Here is a 14,601-nt window from a genome sequence, read left to right on the forward strand (position 1 = left end):
TTCGGTTCAGCCCGCGGGCCGGGTCTCCGGCCCAGCGGTTCGGGGTTATCGCTCAAAGGTCACCCTCCAGAGTTTTCAACCGCTCGAAGGCGGTTCTTGAAAAGGACGCTTAACAGCGCCAACCCTCCAACGCTGGAAGGTAACGTGAAACCCCTTTGAGAGAGGTTGTTTTACAGTGGCCTCTTCGAGGCCCTTATTAAACGGGAAATTATTTACTGGTTTCGGTCTAAAAGAGCCAAACCCTCAATTACTGCATCCCCGCCCTAAAGGGCGAGGCTTTCAAAAGAAAAATGTAACTAGCGGGCCCAGACTAAAAGCGAAAAGGAAAGGCTCACGCCCCTTTTCCATAAATCTCGTTGAGGGCCTTCAGGAACTCGCTGGCAGTTACTACATCCCTCACGTCAATGCGCTCGAACTTTGTGTGCGAGATGTCGAGGTTGCCGGGGCCGAACACTATCGTCCTCGTCCCGTTGTACATGAAGTTTATAGCGTCTGTCCAGCTCCTCATTCCGCCGAACTCGTCAAGGCCCGTCCTTTCCATGGCCTGTTTGGCCATCTGGACGATTTCCTCATCGGGTTCAAGGCGGTAGCCGTCCCATATCTCGGTGTACTCGTAGCTCTTGGTGTACTCGTCGAGTATTGGGTCCATTATATCGAGGACGTCCTCGACCTCCTGCTCAGGCAGAAGCCTCGCCTCAAGTCTCCCCCTGCAGAGGGCGGGGATTAGGTAGACGGGGTTCTCACAGACGAGCTCCTGAATTCCTATGTGCGGGTCAAAGAACTCTCCCTTGGCCTTGAAAGGTTCGAGGTTCTTTAGCTTTTCAAGCATCTTGTAGGTCTCTTCAATCGCGTTAACTCCGCTCTCCGGACAGGCACCGTGGGCCTCCTTACCGTCCACCTCAAAGTATGCCTCGATGTTGCCGGCGTGGGCTATGTGCACTTCCAGGTCGGTCGGCTCAAGGACAACCGCCATCTTGGGCTTGTAGCGCTCCATGAAGAGGGCGCTTCCCCTGCCACCCTGCTCCTCGTCGCTGACGAAAACGATGCCGACGTTGAGGTCTTTGCCCTCCTTGCGGAGGTTCTCAAGCATGAGGAGTATCGCGGCGGCACCGCCCTTTATGTCGCTCGCACCGGTTCCGTAGACGATGTTGCCCCTAACGAAGGGCTCGGCCCTGATGGGTATCGTGTCCACGTGCACCTCGTAGAAGAGCTCGGCATTGGGGTTCACGACGAGGTCTATTATCTCGCCGTCGCTCTCTATCGTGACGTCGTAGTCGAGCCTGTGCAGGAACTCCATGATGTGGAGCATTATCCTGTCTTCCTTTCCTGAGGGGGAGGGTATCTTCAAAAGCTGAAGGAGTATCTCCTTCGCTCTCTCGGTCTTCATTTGGGTCACCTAATAGGCTTTTAGGGGAGGAGTTTATAAACCCACCCGAGTAATACGGCCGGGCGATGAAGAGATTCATCCCTCCTGACGGGGACTCGCTCCCCCCGAGATGAAGACGCGGTCCCCCCTCGAGCCCTTTTGGAGGTGAGAGCTTGGAGAACCTTGAAGTGGTATACCCCGACCTGTTCCCGGTTGAGATTCCGCCGAACACGGTGATGCTGAGGGGCCTTGACTGGGACTCCAACGTCTACCTCTTCCGCTCCGGGAAGGAAGCCCTTGTCGTTGATACCGGCACGGGGGACAACGTTGAGCGCTACTTCTCCCTCTGGCTCAGCGAGGGCTACCTGAACGGCCTCAAAAAGGTCATAATCTTCAACACCCACGAGCACTTCGACCATATTGGCGGAAACCTCAAGATGAAAGAGCTTTTTGAGAAGATGGGTGTTGAGGTTGTTTTCGCCGCCCACCAAAAGACGGCGGAGGTCATTGAGCGCTCCGAGAGCTCGATAATCCTCGACTACGCCTACGGAAAAAGGTTCCCGGGGCATGGGGTTGACCTCAAACTCCAGGACGGCGACTACCTGAGGATTGGTAAGCGAAAACTGCTCCTCCTTCACACGCCGGGCCACACAGCGGGAAGCTCCTGCCTCTACCTTGAAGGAGAGCCGAGCCTTGCATTCACAGGGGACACACTCTTCAAGGGAACAGTCGGGAGGACTGACTTACCCAGCGGAGACCACAGGGCGCTTAGGGGGAGCATCGAAAGGCTGGCGGAGCTTGGGGTTGACTTCGGCCTGCCTGGGCACGGGTGGGTAATAAAGGACTGGCGCGGGAACATCGAGGCCGTGAGGAGGTTCCTATGAGGAAGGGTTCCCTGAAGGAGGTGCTGGCGAAGATTAAGCACGACCCCAGGGAGAACGAGGGGGACTACTACATCGTAATCGAGCACAGGGGGGCATATGGAAACGAGAAAAAGATTCCCGTTGAGCTGATTAAGCTGGGGCACGGCTACTTCTTCATCGGCGAGACGCAGATTCCGTACCACAGGATAATCCGCGTTGTCAGAAAAGATGGAAAGGTAGTTTGGGAAAAGCGCTCAAGAGATTAGCTCAAGCTCCGATGTGATAATCGCCCACTCCTTCTTCTCAAAGGCTTCTGGAATGGCCGTCACTACAAGGTAGCCGTTGTTGAGGGTCGCGAGGTCCTTGACGTATAGCACGAAGTCAAGCGCTTCTTTGAAGCCGAGCTGGCTCGCTAAATAGCCTAGGTTCTGGATAAACACGACTCCCTGCTCTCCCTTTGAGGAGCACTTCTTGAAAAACTTGGAAACCTCTCTCTTCATGTCGAAGATGAGTTCGGGTGGAATACCATCTTCGACGTCAGTCTTTGTTACCCACAGCACTTTTCCAGGACTTTGGACGAACTCGGCGAATTTACGCGGGTTTTCTCGGACAAAGGCAAGGAGAACCCTCGGTCCATCAAGGAAGTCGAGGAGGAAGTACTTCACCTTCTCGTCGTCTGTGAGTAGGTATGCTCCCGAAGTAAGGTCTCGAGGAGACAAATGTCTGCGTTCGAAGGCCTCGATGAGGTCGTAAACGCGCTTGATTTCCTCGTAGTGGAGTTGCTCTATGGCCGCCAGGTCGAGGGCAAGTCTCCGCACTTCTTCGTCCTGTGCAACACTCGCCAGAAGCTCATAGGTATGCTTGGCAAAGAGTTCACTCTCCATACAGTAGCTCAGGGCCGAGAGGTAATCTCTGGCGCTCTCGAACTTCGGATAGAAAGGGTAGACCTCAACGGGAGGGGCATCAACTTTTACCGGCTCCTCTCCGGGGAAGAGCCTGTTAAAGAGCCTGCGGAGCAGCTGCTCGTGCCCCTTGCTCTCTTCGCTCATCTTCTTGAAGAGGGCCTTAACGCTCCTGCGCTCGGCCCGCTTGGCGAGTTCAGCATAATATTCGGCCTCTTCCTCCTCGTTAAAGATGGCATAGCTTAACAGCTCCTTTGCCGATAGGTTCTTCAGGCGGTTTACAATTTCCTTCATGAGCTCACTCGGGTCTTTTTCCATACAGCAATCCCCAGATTAACTGCACCTATCAAGGGAAAAAACTTTTCTGCTCCATCTTAAACGACCGACCATGATAGACGCACACGCCCATTTCGAGTTCTACAAAAAGGACGCACCAAGGGTAATAAAGGATTGCAGGAAGGAGCTTAGGGCGGTAGTGGACTCAATAACCGAGTACCGCAAGGCCCACGTCTGGAAGAGCTGGGAGCTACTGAAGCCATACTTAGGGTTCGTCGTTCCGACGCTCGGCTACCACCCCAACGAGGCGCGCAGGGGAAACTGGGAGAAGGTGAAAAAAGTCGAGGACTTCATCCGCGAGCACTCGGGAGAGATAGTGGCAATAGGAGAGATAGGCCTCGACTACCACTACGCCGAGAACGAGGCTCAGAGGGAAAACCAGAGGGCCATATTCAGGCACTTCCTTGAGATGGCCCTCGAACTCGATCTGCCAGTCGTGATACACGCAAGAGAAGCCGAAAAAGAGGCCTACGAGCTCGTTCAGAAAGCCGGGGTCAGGGCTTACTTCCACTCCTACGCTGGGAGCGTTGAGCTGGCGAAGGAGATAGTGGAGAACGGCCACGTGATAGGGATAAACACGGGGATAGTCTTCATCCCCGAAGTTAAGGCGGTCGCCGAGGCTATCGATGTTGATGCTCTCCTCGTCGAGACCGACAGCCCGTACATGAGCCCCTTCAAGGGGCAGAGAAATACCCCGTGCAACGTCAAAGTCGCCGTTGAGTGGATAGCAAGGCTCCAGGGGCTGGACTTTGAGGAAGTGGAAAGGGAAACAGAGAAAAACGCAATTGAGTTCTTCAATCTGGGGGTGAGGATATGAAAGTGGAAGAAGTTGCGAAAGTGAAGGAGCTCCTCGAAGAGCTCGGAGAGAAAGCCCTGATTGCAAGGGTTGACTCCTTCATGGCGCTGAACGAGGGGCTTGAGACGAAGAAGGGCGAGGACTACATAAGGCTCTCCGTCCTGAGTTTTCTGGAAGGGCTCCTGATGACTCTGAAGATGAAGTATCCTGAGAAAGGAGAGGTTGCGGACTTATATGAGGAAATCAAAGCCAAGAGGGCCGAGCTGGACGAGCTCTTCAGGAAACCAAAGATGCAGAACCTTCAGGGGCCAATGTAAAACTCGGGAAAAAGCTCACCCTCCTGGACGTAGCTCCTCCCCAGATTTAGTGCAGTTTTTGCCCTCTCAAGCTCCCTCCCCAGATAGAAGGCGTGCCTCGGGCTTATCTCGAAGCGCTCAAGGATTGTGTCTATTATCGCGTTCGGCTCCTCGCCGACCACTGTGAGGACGGTCTCGGTTCCGCGGTGAGCGTTTACCCAGATTCTCCCGCCCTCGACCCATATCCTGAAGTAGATTGGTTCGAGCTCGACTGGTCTCTCTCTGGCTTCAACGACCTCTTCGGCAGGCTCAAACCGCCACTCGCTCGCCCTCTTCTCCTTCAATATGAGCAGGTCGAAGCCGAGGTCTTTCGGTAGGTCAAAGAGGTTCATGTCAATAGCCCTTCTCAGTTCTCTAACCGAGCCTCTCGCTTTGGCGCTGACCTCCGTCGTGAGGAGGAGGTTTATTGAGAGCTCCTTCGCGATTCCAGCCAAGAGGGCGTTTATCCCGACACTGTCAGCGTCGTACAGCTCGACCACGTTGCCGACGCCTGCCAAGAGGACATCGTCCGGGTTTCTCTCCCGGTAGAGCTGGAAGGCAGTGACCGAGCGCGCCAGGTGCGGGACGTGCTCAAGGATTAGGTCGGGGATTACAATCCGGTAGCCCAAATCGAGGGCCATCTCCTTGAGCCTTTCAAGGAACTCGGCCCTCTCCCAGGGCTTAGCTGGGAAAAAGCCCTCTCTCTGGTTGGTGGGAATGAGGACGACGGGCTTTTCCGTCACGAGCTCCTCAAGGTTGCCCTCATCAACGCTCAGAAACAGGTCGGCGCAGTCAAGGGCCCTCTTAATTTCTTTCGTGTTGAGGGAGTCAAAGCTCACCGGCACGTCGAAGCCGTTGTCCTTGAGCCTCTCGCGGATTTCAGGGATTGAGTCAACGAAATCGAGGTTGGCCTCGCTGGCCACCATCCCAATGTCAATTATGTCCGCCCCCTCTCGCAGGTAGTATAGGGCCTTCTCGACGGTCTTTTCGACGCCGAGCTTTGGCGCGTCAACGACTTCTCCCAGAATCCTTGCCGGGAAGTCCTTTCCAGCAGGAAGGTTCCCTATGAGAACGTTCCCCGGCTTTTTGAGGGCCTTCTCAATGTACCGTTTGTTCCTGGTCTTGTTTCTGATGTCCTCAACTTTCTTGAGGGCGTCAAAGGAGAAGAGCTCGTCCGCAGGCTTTTCCCTGCTCAGTTTGAAGCCCTCTTTTAGGGCTTTGAGCGTCTGGGGAATGTCTATGGCGTTCTTCGGCCCCTTGAACGTTGGAACTCCTATTTCGTCCTCGATGGGCTGAGCGGAGCCCCTGACGAGGCCGGGAATAAGAATCAGGTCGTAGTCCTCGCTTTTCACGCCAGCTCTCTTCAGGTAGCGGACTATTAGTTCGGGGGTAAGGAATGCCGCCACACTGACCGGCGTGACAAAGACGTCGCAGCCCTTTCCGTACTCCCTCACGAGGGGTTCGGCGAGTTTGCCGGTAACGAGGAGGATTCTCATGGTAATCCCTTCGGGCAGGGGTTTAAAAGCCCTCGGCCGGTAGGTGGCTCGTCACCGCTCAGTCGGGAGTAGCTCGTCATCGGGCTGGCCTCACAGGTAGGGGGCAAAGAGCAGGTCTTCAAGCTTTCCACCGGCCCTTCTAAATGTGCTCACGCTCCAGCCGACGTTCCCTACCTTTTCGGGTCTGTGGGCATCGCTGGCAAAGGTCAGCTTGACGCCCCTCTTTATGCACTCCCTCACGAAATCCACATCCGGGACGCGGTAGCGCGAGCTTATCTCAAAGGCCTTTCCCTTCTCCGCTGCCAGCTCTATGAGCTCCAAAAGCTCGTCCCACGACGGATAGCCGATGTACGGGAAGCTCGCTCCAAAGTGGCCGATGACGTCAACGTCCTCGTCGAGGAGCGCAGTCTTGACGAGCTCGACGTACTGGTCGGGCCTGTCCACCCACTCATGGACGCTCGCTATCACGAAGTCCAGCTTCCCCGCGGCCCATGCAGGCACGTCCACACCGTTGGGCGTTATGTTGGCCTCAATTCCAGCCAGAACCGTTATTTCACTGTCTTCGGCCCAGCGCCTTATTTCACTCAGATAGGCGTTGAAGCTGCCCCCCAGGACGTAGTGGCTGTGGTCAGTTATCGCAACGAGTGAGAGGCCCTTCCTTTCGGCCTCGGCTATGTTCTCGAAGACCTCCCCAAGCCCGTCCGAGTGGAGCGTGTGGGTGTGCGAGTCGTGAATCATGTTTTAACCTCCCCCAGAGCTTTAAAAAAGGTTGTGGACAAAAAATCCAACGTAAAGACAAACCTTGAGTTTTGACAACCTTTAAATACGACAAGGGGAAACCCTATCCGGTGGTGTCAATGGTCGAGTGCTCAAAAGTTCGCGTCGTCATAGCGAAGCCCGGTCTCGATGGCCACGACAGGGGTGCAAAGGTCGTCGCAAGGGCCCTTAAGGAAGCCGGGTATGAGGTCATTTACACGGGAATAAGGCAGACCCCGGAGCAGATAGTTGAGACGGTTGTCCAGGAAGACGCCGCGGTTCTCGGCATAAGCATCCTCTCAGGTGCGCACATGGTGCTGATACCGAAGATAATCAGGCTCCTTGAGGAGAGGGGGATAAAACCAAACGAGGACATCGTGATTTTCGCAGGGGGCATAATCCCGCCCGACGACGCCGAGGAGCTCAAGAAGATGGGCGTCGCCGAGGTCTTCGGCCCGGGGACCTCGCTCAAGACCATCATCGAGTTCGTGGATAGGGCCGTTGAGAACCTCAAGCGCTTCAGGGCTTAACTTTATATCCCCTTTGGATAATTTCTCCAGGGATGCAAAATGGAGAGTCTCAACTCCCTCGTCCAGTCCGCGCTCTCAGGCGACAAGAAAGCCATAGCAAGGCTCATAACCATCGTGGAAAACGATGAGGAGAAAGCGCGGGAAGTCGTCAAAAAAATTTACCCTCTCACCGGAAAGGCGTACGTCGTGGGCATAACCGGGCCACCGGGTTCAGGAAAATCAACGCTCCTCGATAAGCTCATCAAGCTTGCGAGGGACGAAGGGCACAGGGTTGGCGTAATAGCCATTGACCCGACGTCCCCCTTTACAGGCGGGGCTCTTCTCGGCGACAGATTGAGAATGCAGAGGCACTCGACCGACCCTGACGTTTTCATCAGGAGCATGGCAACGCGCGGTTCCCTAGGTGGTCTGGCGAAGGCCACGAACGACGCAGTGAAGGTTCTTGACGCGGCCGGCTACGACTTGATATTCGTTGAAACCGTCGGAGTCGGTCAGATTGAGGTTGACATCGTTAAGACCGCCGACACCGTCGTTCTCGTAACCGTCCCAGGCCTCGGCGACGAGGTTCAGGCCATTAAGGCCGGCCTCATGGAGGGGGCAGACATATTCGCCATCAACAAGGCCGACAGGGAAGGCGTTGAGATGGTCTACCTGGAGCTCAAGATGGCCATTGAGTTCGAGAGGGAGAAGTGGAAGGGGCTTGGCTGGGAACCCCCGATAGTCGAGACAACAGCTTTTACCCTCAAGGGCGTCAGGCCCCTCTGGGAGGCGATAAAGAGGCACAGGAAGCACATGGAGGAGAGCGGAAGGCTGAGGGAGAGGAGGGCCTTCCGCGCGAGGGAGGAAGTGAAGACCATCATCGCCTCCACCATAGCGGGCAAGGTCGAGGAGAAGCTTGAGAGGGGAGAAGCGAGGGAGCTTATCGAGGAGGTAGTTGAGAGGAAGCTCGACCCGTATTCCGCGTCTCAAATCGTGATGGAGAAGCTTAAGGAGGAACTATGGGGGTGATTCCATGTTCAGGAAGATAGACCACGTTGGTATAGCCGTCAAGAACCTCGACGAGGCCATAAAGGTCTGGGAGGGGCTTGGCCTCAAGGTCGAGGAGATCGAGGAAGTGCCCGACCAGAAGGTTAGAACTGCCATAATCCACATCGGCGAGAGCAGGATTGAGCTCCTTGAGCCGACCGCCGAGGACTCGCCGATAGCGAAGTTCATAGCCAAGCGCGGTGAGGGGATACACCACATAGCCCTCGGCGTTACTAACATTGAAGAGCACCTCAAGGAGCTCAAGGATAAGGGCTACCGCCTCATAGACGAGGAGCCGAGGATTGGTGCCGGTGGGGCAAAGATAGCCTTCGTCCACCCCAAGTCGGTAACCGGCGTTCTCCTCGAACTCTGTGAGAGGAATGAATGAAGTCCCACAGGGGACAAAACTCCTTTTTTCTTTTGTATTTAGTACAAACCTACCATAATGATACCAGTAACATTTATAAGGCGAACATAATAAGTGCCAACGTAATCACCCCGATGTTCCGATGAGTTTTGTTGTACGGCAGGAAGTGATGTCTTATGCTCATGAGGGGCAAAATCGAGAGTAAAAGCCCCAAAGTCCTTAGCTACACTTATCTACCCAGACTTATTAGCCTCACCCCTGATAGAAAAATCCTCATAACAAGAAAAATTCCGGGTGAGTTCTCTAACTCCAATGTTGTCCATATCTGGGTCACAAAGCTGAGGCACCCCCAGGCAGTCGAACCTACAAACCTCCACATCATTGAACAGAGGGCGTGGGACCTTCTTTCCACTGGGGGCGCCAAAAGTGTAATCCTCGACGCCTTTGAATACCTTCTTCTCGAAAACGGGCTTGAAAAGACCCTGCGGTTCGTTGGAAAACTCAGAGACATTGCCCTTCTCTCGAATGCGGACTTCTACGTGACGGTTGGGGATGGCGTTGATGAAAGGGTTCTCGCCATGCTGAAGAGAATCGTTGAGTGAGGTTTATATATCACCGTTTCCCCTTCTCCACTTAGGTGTGAGCTATGCCTTACATTGAGAAAATAGAAATGAAGGGTTTCAAATCTTATGGTAACAAAAAGGTCGTTGTTCCACTCGCAAAGGGTTTTACTGCAATAGTGGGGGCCAACGGTTCTGGAAAGAGCAACATCGGTGACGCCGTTCTCTTCGTTCTCGGTGGGCTTTCAGCGAAGGCAATGCGCGCCAGCAGGATAAGCGACCTAATCTTTGCGGGCTCAAAGGGGGAACCGCCGGCCAAATACGCCGAAGTTGCCATGTACTTCAACAACGAGGACAGGGGCTTTCCGATTGACGAGGACGAGGTCGTCATCAAGAGGCGCGTTTACAAGGACGGAAGGAGCACGTACTGGCTCAACGGGAAGAGGGCAACGAGGAGCGAGATAATAGACCTCCTCAGCTCCGCGATGATTTCGCCCGAGGGCTACAACATCGTCCTCCAGGGTGATATCACAAAGTTCATCAAGATGTCTCCCACTGAGAGAAGGCTCATCATAGACGACATTTCCGGAATCGCGGAATACGATTCCAAGAAGGAGAGGGCATTAAAGGAGCTCAAGCAGGCAGAGGAGAACCTTGCGCGCGTTGACCTGCTCATAAGGGAGGTTAAAGCCCAGCTCGACAAGCTGGAAAAGGAGAGGAACGACGCCCTCCGCTACCTCGACCTTAAGGAGCGCGTTGAGAGGGCCAAAGTCACGCTCGTCCTCGGGGAGATAAAGAGGCTTGAAAAGATAATTGAGGACGAAAGCGCCAGGGACAAGGAGATAGAGGCGGAAGTTGAGGCCCTAAACGCCAAGCTCAAGGAGGTAGCAAAGGAGATAGTTGCCAAGGAAAAGGAGCTCGCGGAGGTCGAGAGGGAGCTCGAAGAGAAGAGCGAGGACGGGATACTTGAGGTAACGAGGCGGATAAGCGAGGTTCAGTCAAAGATTGAGATGGCCAAAAGGAACATCGAGAACGCGAGGAGGGAAATCGAGGAAAGCCAGAGGCGCCTCACCAAGGCCAAGGGCGAGGTAAAAAGAATCGGAGAAGAGATAGAGAAGAGCAGGAACGCCATAAAGCGCTGGTCGAAGAGGCGGGAGAAGCTCCTGGCAGAGGTAAAGACGCTTGAAGCGAGCAGGAACGAGCTCGTGATAAAGCTCGGCGAGATCGACAGGCGCTATTCTATCGCGAGGGAAGAGTTTGACAGGGTCGTTGAGGAGCTCGAAGACGCCAAGAAGGGCCTCTACCAGAAGGAGAGCGAGATTGGAAAGTTCACGGAGGAAATCGAGAGAGCAAAAGCAAGGATTACCCAGGCCAACCTGAAGAGGAACGCCCTCCGCGAGAGGATTGAGGAGACCAAGAGGGCCCTTGAGGAAAAGCGCTCCGAGCTGTCCGATGTCGAGGGGAAGCTCTCAAAGGCCGAGGCAAGGCTGAGAAAGCTTGAGAAGGAGCTGGAAGAGAAGACGGCAAAGCTCAGGAAGCTCGAGCCTGAGCTTGCCAAGGCCAGGGAAGAGCTCATAAAGGCCGAGGCCCAGAGGGAGGCCCGCGGCAACCGTGCCGTCGAGTTCCTCAAAAACAGCAACATCCCAGGCCTATACGGGACTCTGGGCGAGCTGATAACCGTTGGGGATGGGAAGTACGCTCTAGCGGTAGAGGTTGCGCTCGGCGGAAACTACGATAACGTTGTTGTTGAGGACGATAAGGTCGCGGAGAAGGCCATCAAGCTGCTCAAGGAGAAGAAGCTCGGAAGACTGACCTTCCTCCCACTCAACAAGATAAAGCCCCGCTCGATGAGGGAAAAGCCTTCCCTCGGAATCCCTGCCATAGACGTTGTGAGCTACGACCCGCGCTTCAAGAACGCCGTAGCATATGCCCTCGGCGACACCCTTATCGTGGAGGACATGGACGAGGCCAGGAGCGTCGGCATCGGCAGGGTCAGAATGGTAACGCTCGGAGGAGAGCTCCTCGAAAGGAGCGGTGCAATAACAGGAGGACACTACAGGCCGAGGGGCAGGCTCGGAATCAACGTGGACGAGATTAAAGCAAAGGTCGAAAGGCTTGAGCGCGAGAGAGAGACCGTTGAGGCCGAGGTCAACTCGCTGAAGGCCGAGAGGAGGGGGCTTGAGAACACCATCTTTGAGCTCCGCATGAGGAAGAGCGAGCTGTCCAAGGACCTGCAGGTTCTCCAGCGCGACCTTGAGAGGCTCCTCGCGGAGGACAGAGCCCTTAAAGAGGAAATCGAGGAGAGCGAGAAGCTCATAGAGACCCTCACTGCGAAAATCGAAGGGGCAAAGGGCGAGATGGCAAAGCTCCGCGGAAGGATTGAGAGGCTCGAAAAGAAGAGGGAGAAGCTCAGGAAGGCCCTCGACAACCCCGAGGCACGGGAGCTGAACGCAAAGATAAGGGAAGTCGAAGGGGAAATCTCCAAGCTCAAAGAGGAGCTCAGCAGGGTGGAGAGCAAGCTTGAGGGCCTTGAGAGCAGGATAAACGAGGAGCTGCTCCCGAGAAAGGCCGACCTTGAAGAGGAAATCGAGGGACTGGTCAATAAGATAAGCGCCCTGCAGGCCAACATAAGGGAGAACGAGGGGGCGATAAAGAAGTTCGAAGCCGAGCTCGAGGAGCTGAAGAAGGCCGAGGAGAACGTGAAGGACGAGCTCAAGGAGCTCCGCGAGAGGCGCGAGAGGCTGAGGAAGGAGATCGCCGAGCTGAGAAAGGAAAAGGACGAGCTGAGCGCGAGGCTCCAGGAGCTCAGGATAGAGGCCAACACCCTGAGGATAAAACTCGCCCAGGCGGAGACAACGTTGAAGGAAAAGAAGGCCGAGCTCAAGCACTTCGACGCGAAGCTCATCAAGTCAATAAAGGAAATCCCGCTGGAGCTTGAGGCGCTGAGGGAAGAGATTGAGCGCATGGAGGAGGAGATACGCGCCCTTGAGCCCGTCAACATGAAGGCCATCGAAGACTTTGAGGTCGTTGAGAGAAGATACCTTGAGCTCAAGAGCAAGCGCGAGCAGGTTCTGGCCGAGAAGGAGAGCATAGAAGAGTTCATAGAGGAGATAGAGGGGCAGAAGAAGCAGGTGTTCCTCCAGACGCTCGAGGCCATAGCCAAGAACTTCTCGGAGCTCTTCGCCAAGCTCTCACCGGGAGGAGAGGCCAGGCTGATCCTTGAGAACCCGGACGACCCGTTCGCGGGCGGTCTTGAGATTGAGGCGAAACCAGCTGGCAAGGACGTCAAGAGGATTGAAGCGATGAGCGGTGGCGAGAAGGCGATAATAGCGCTGGCCTTCGTCTTTGCCATACAGCGCTACAAGCCCGCACCGTTCTACCTACTCGACGAGATAGATGCGCACCTCGATGATGCAAACGTCAAGCGCGTCGCTGACCTTATCAAGGAGGCCTCCCGGGAGAGCCAGTTCGTCGTCATTACCCACCGCGACGTCATGATGGCCAACGCGGACAGGATTATCGGCGTGACGATGAGGAACGGCGTCTCAAAGGTCGTCTCCCTCAGCCTTGAGAAGGCGAGGAAGATCCTTGAGGAGATAAGGAGGAAGAGCGACGAGGAGCACAGAGAAATGTTTGGGCGCGTGGAGGGCTGAGGATGGAGTCAAAGCGGGAAGAGGAGATAACCCCAATTGACATACTGCTCCAGCTCGTCCAGATGGGGCGCGTTGACCCGTGGAACATAGACATCGTTGATTTGACCGAAAAGTATATTCAGAGGCTCAGGGAAATGAAGGAGCTCGACCTCCGCGTTTCAGCGAGGGCAATCCTGGCGGCATCAATCCTGGTGAGGATGAAGAGCGAGGCACTGCTCCAAGAGGAAGAGGAGGGCGAGGAAGAGGACTCCGAGGAGGAGAGAATCCGCGTTGAGGTGGAGCCGTTAGCACCGCCCCTCAGAAGGGTTGAGCGCTACTACACCTTCGACGACCTCATCGAGGCCCTGATGGACGCCCTTGAAGAGGCCGAGCGGAGGAAGCCCAGGAAGAAGAAACGCGAGGAGATTGAGGAGGAAGTCTTCGTCGTCGAGGACTTCCGCGTTGACATCGAGAAGCACGTCAACAGGCTCTATGAAATCGTGAAGAAGATGTACGCAGAGACCAGGAAGCCAATAAGGTTCTGGGATTTAGTGTTCGACAACACGCCTAAGGTCATAGCGAGGACTTTTCTCTACCTCCTTTTCCTTGCCAACATGGGGAAGGTAGATCTGGTTCAGGAGGAGCCCTTCGGGGAAATCCTGGTCGTGCCCGTGGGGGAGGAGCCAAACTAACTTTCAACCTTTTCTCTCTCAGACCTTTTAGCGGGCCTGAAAGTTATTGCGAGGAGGGGCTCCTCGCCCCCGATGTAAAGGCTCCTCTTCTCTCGGTTTATGTAGAAGCAGTACTCGCCGTCTGGAATCTCAGATAGGAACTTCGTGGGGGCTGTCTCTTTCGCAAGCCGTCCCTCTGGGAAAACGCACCTGTACGTTCCCTTAAGGTTTTCGACACGCTTCTTTATTTCGTCCAGCGGAAGCCTTTCACAGTCGAGCCTCGCGCAGACTAGGCTCTTCCTTCCGTCGGTGAATATCACAACACGCTCGTTTACATCAATCCTCCGCGAGCGATCGAGGAACTCCCAGAGCGCAGAATAAAGGCGCTCAAGCCTCCGCCTCTTGGTGAGCCTCTTTATGAGCCTGCTCTCCGCGTGTCTTGTCAGGAGCATTGTGGCACCTCCGGCAGGCATCTGAAAAAGCCTTTGGTGTAGCAACATATGCACCTACATATGCAGGTTCGAACCATTGAAAAAAGTATTTAAACCTCCGAACCGAGCACTCGGTGATGAGGAGCAGAAATTACGTCCTGGCCTTTGTAGTCCTCGCACTGGTTGATGCCCTCACAACGTGGTTCGGGGTCAGGGCGGGCTTCCAGGAGGCAAACCCCCTGGTTGCGGAAAGGCTGTCAAGCCCGCTCGCGTTCTTCGGGAGCTACGCGCTCTTCACGGCACTTGGGGTGGGCGTTGTAGAGGTCTCCATCAGGCTTGAAAAACTGAACCCAGTGTTTAAACTAATCGCGCTCGGCATGGTTGTCTTGAAAGGGATTCCTGCAGTCAACAACCTCCTCCTGCTCACCGGCCTCGGCCCCTCAGGCGTTGTTGCAACGACGCCGAAGTTCCTCCTGACTCTAGCGCTCTCAGGGTGGCCGTAAGGCAACCGCCCCCAGAAAAAGGAAAGCTTTT

Annotated in this window: 16 protein-coding genes; 11 read left to right on the forward strand and 5 right to left on the reverse strand. The window is 55.1% G+C overall.

The window, feature by feature from the left end:
* Positions 1 to 331: 331 nt before the first annotated feature.
* Entirely contained in the window at positions 332 to 1,387 is a 1,056-nt protein-coding gene (locus TEU_RS10095) for a M20/M25/M40 family metallo-hydrolase (RefSeq protein ID WP_050003665.1), read from the reverse strand.
* 152 nt (positions 1,388 to 1,539) lie between these two features.
* On the opposite strand from TEU_RS10095, the gene TEU_RS10100 reads away from it, so the two are divergent.
* Together TEU_RS10100 and TEU_RS10105 are read left to right on the forward strand one after the other, a co-directional pair.
* Positions 1,540 to 2,250: an MBL fold metallo-hydrolase gene (locus TEU_RS10100; protein WP_050003666.1), complete on the forward strand. Its 711-nt coding sequence runs from the start codon at positions 1,540 to 1,542 to the stop codon at positions 2,248 to 2,250.
* Positions 2,247 to 2,495, forward strand: a complete 249-nt coding sequence (locus tag TEU_RS10105) for a DUF504 domain-containing protein (RefSeq protein WP_050003667.1) — start codon at positions 2,247 to 2,249, stop codon at positions 2,493 to 2,495. Before TEU_RS10100 ends, TEU_RS10105 begins: the two co-directional genes overlap by 4 nt.
* Here TEU_RS10105 and TEU_RS10110 read toward each other — a convergent pair.
* On the reverse strand, positions 2,484 to 3,425 hold the full coding sequence (locus tag TEU_RS10110) for a DUF835 domain-containing protein (RefSeq protein ID WP_227738715.1): 942 nt from the start codon (positions 3,423 to 3,425) through the stop codon (positions 2,484 to 2,486). The two genes, TEU_RS10105 and TEU_RS10110, sit on opposite strands and share 12 nt — an antisense overlap.
* Before the next feature lie 94 nt (positions 3,426 to 3,519).
* Here TEU_RS10110 and TEU_RS10115 point away from each other — a divergent pair, with 94 nt between their 5' ends.
* Both TEU_RS10115 and TEU_RS10120 read left to right on the forward strand, forming a co-directional pair.
* Positions 3,520 to 4,284, forward strand: coding sequence for a YchF/TatD family DNA exonuclease (locus TEU_RS10115; RefSeq protein WP_050003669.1), 765 nt, complete (start codon positions 3,520 to 3,522; stop codon positions 4,282 to 4,284).
* Positions 4,281 to 4,580, forward strand: coding sequence for a DUF3216 domain-containing protein (locus TEU_RS10120; RefSeq protein WP_050003670.1), 300 nt, complete (start codon positions 4,281 to 4,283; stop codon positions 4,578 to 4,580). The genes TEU_RS10115 and TEU_RS10120 overlap by 4 nt, the downstream gene beginning before the upstream one ends.
* Here the strand turns inward: TEU_RS10120 and TEU_RS10125 are convergent.
* Both TEU_RS10125 and TEU_RS10130 read right to left on the reverse strand, forming a co-directional pair.
* On the reverse strand, positions 4,565 to 6,094 hold the full coding sequence (locus TEU_RS10125) for a dihydropteroate synthase-like protein (RefSeq protein ID WP_050003671.1): 1,530 nt from the start codon (positions 6,092 to 6,094) through the stop codon (positions 4,565 to 4,567). The genes TEU_RS10120 and TEU_RS10125 overlap by 16 nt on opposite strands.
* A 90-nt stretch (positions 6,095 to 6,184) precedes the next feature.
* A complete protein-coding gene (locus TEU_RS10130; RefSeq protein WP_081947240.1) occupies positions 6,185 to 6,832 on the reverse strand; it encodes a PHP domain-containing protein in 648 nt (215 codons plus the stop codon).
* A 119-nt stretch (positions 6,833 to 6,951) separates the two neighbouring features.
* Here TEU_RS10130 and TEU_RS10135 point away from each other — a divergent pair, with 119 nt between their 5' ends.
* The 6 genes from TEU_RS10135 (at position 6,952) to TEU_RS10160 (ending at position 13,657) form a co-directional block, all read left to right on the forward strand.
* Complete coding sequence (locus tag TEU_RS10135; protein WP_050003672.1) at positions 6,952 to 7,380, forward strand: cobalamin B12-binding domain-containing protein; 429 nt, start codon at positions 6,952 to 6,954, stop codon at positions 7,378 to 7,380.
* Between the two features lie 39 nt (positions 7,381 to 7,419).
* Positions 7,420 to 8,388, forward strand: coding sequence for a methylmalonyl Co-A mutase-associated GTPase MeaB (gene meaB / locus TEU_RS10140; RefSeq protein ID WP_050003673.1), 969 nt, complete (start codon positions 7,420 to 7,422; stop codon positions 8,386 to 8,388).
* A gap of 4 nt (positions 8,389 to 8,392) precedes the next feature.
* A complete protein-coding gene (gene mce, locus TEU_RS10145; protein ID WP_050003674.1) occupies positions 8,393 to 8,794 on the forward strand; it encodes a methylmalonyl-CoA epimerase in 402 nt (133 codons plus the stop codon).
* 155 nt (positions 8,795 to 8,949) lie between these two features.
* Positions 8,950 to 9,375, forward strand: coding sequence for a DUF835 domain-containing protein (locus TEU_RS10150; RefSeq protein ID WP_050003675.1), 426 nt, complete (start codon positions 8,950 to 8,952; stop codon positions 9,373 to 9,375).
* Positions 9,376 to 9,419: 44 nt separating this feature from the next.
* Positions 9,420 to 12,986: a chromosome segregation protein SMC gene (gene smc / locus TEU_RS10155; protein ID WP_050003676.1), complete on the forward strand. Its 3,567-nt coding sequence runs from the start codon at positions 9,420 to 9,422 to the stop codon at positions 12,984 to 12,986.
* Between the two features lie 2 nt (positions 12,987 to 12,988).
* The gene (locus TEU_RS10160) at positions 12,989 to 13,657 is read left to right on the forward strand and encodes a segregation and condensation protein A (protein ID WP_050003677.1); all 669 of its coding nucleotides are present in this window, start codon (positions 12,989 to 12,991) and stop codon (positions 13,655 to 13,657) included.
* On the opposite strand, the gene TEU_RS10165 is transcribed toward TEU_RS10160, so the two are convergent.
* Positions 13,654 to 14,088, reverse strand: coding sequence for a hypothetical protein (locus TEU_RS10165; protein ID WP_050003678.1), 435 nt, complete (start codon positions 14,086 to 14,088; stop codon positions 13,654 to 13,656). The two genes, TEU_RS10160 and TEU_RS10165, sit on opposite strands and share 4 nt — an antisense overlap.
* A gap of 116 nt (positions 14,089 to 14,204) precedes the next feature.
* Between TEU_RS10165 and TEU_RS10170 the strand changes: the two genes are divergently transcribed.
* On the forward strand, positions 14,205 to 14,570 hold the full coding sequence (locus tag TEU_RS10170) for a DUF5658 family protein (RefSeq protein WP_050003679.1): 366 nt from the start codon (positions 14,205 to 14,207) through the stop codon (positions 14,568 to 14,570).
* The last annotated feature ends 31 nt before the right edge of the window (positions 14,571 to 14,601 follow it).

The sequence above is a fragment of the Thermococcus eurythermalis genome, assembly GCF_000769655.1.
Classification (GTDB): domain Archaea; phylum Methanobacteriota_B; class Thermococci; order Thermococcales; family Thermococcaceae; genus Thermococcus; species Thermococcus eurythermalis.

Bases quoted from the DNA above. Each gene is read 5' to 3' on its own strand.
- TEU_RS10165 (WP_050003678.1), bottom strand. From the start codon at position 14,088: ATGCTCCTGACAAGACACGCGGAGAGCAGGCTCATAAAGAGGCTCACC.
- meaB (WP_050003673.1), top strand. From the start codon at position 7,420: ATGGAGAGTCTCAACTCCCTCGTCCAGTCCGCGCTCTCAGGCGACAAG.
- TEU_RS10120 (WP_050003670.1), top strand. From the start codon at position 4,281: ATGAAAGTGGAAGAAGTTGCGAAAGTGAAGGAGCTCCTCGAAGAGCTC.
- TEU_RS10160 (WP_050003677.1), top strand. From the start codon at position 12,989: ATGGAGTCAAAGCGGGAAGAGGAGATAACCCCAATTGACATACTGCTC.
- TEU_RS10125 (WP_050003671.1), bottom strand. From the start codon at position 6,094: ATGAGAATCCTCCTCGTTACCGGCAAACTCGCCGAACCCCTCGTGAGG.
- TEU_RS10130 (WP_081947240.1), bottom strand. From the start codon at position 6,832: ATGATTCACGACTCGCACACCCACACGCTCCACTCGGACGGGCTTGGG.
- TEU_RS10170 (WP_050003679.1), top strand. From the start codon at position 14,205: ATGAGGAGCAGAAATTACGTCCTGGCCTTTGTAGTCCTCGCACTGGTT.
- TEU_RS10105 (WP_050003667.1), top strand. From the start codon at position 2,247: ATGAGGAAGGGTTCCCTGAAGGAGGTGCTGGCGAAGATTAAGCACGAC.
- mce (WP_050003674.1), top strand. From the start codon at position 8,393: ATGTTCAGGAAGATAGACCACGTTGGTATAGCCGTCAAGAACCTCGAC.
- TEU_RS10115 (WP_050003669.1), top strand. From the start codon at position 3,520: ATGATAGACGCACACGCCCATTTCGAGTTCTACAAAAAGGACGCACCA.
- TEU_RS10095 (WP_050003665.1), bottom strand. From the start codon at position 1,387: ATGAAGACCGAGAGAGCGAAGGAGATACTCCTTCAGCTTTTGAAGATA.
- TEU_RS10110 (WP_227738715.1), bottom strand. From the start codon at position 3,425: ATGAAGGAAATTGTAAACCGCCTGAAGAACCTATCGGCAAAGGAGCTG.
- TEU_RS10135 (WP_050003672.1), top strand. From the start codon at position 6,952: ATGGTCGAGTGCTCAAAAGTTCGCGTCGTCATAGCGAAGCCCGGTCTC.
- TEU_RS10150 (WP_050003675.1), top strand. From the start codon at position 8,950: ATGCTCATGAGGGGCAAAATCGAGAGTAAAAGCCCCAAAGTCCTTAGC.
- smc (WP_050003676.1), top strand. From the start codon at position 9,420: ATGCCTTACATTGAGAAAATAGAAATGAAGGGTTTCAAATCTTATGGT.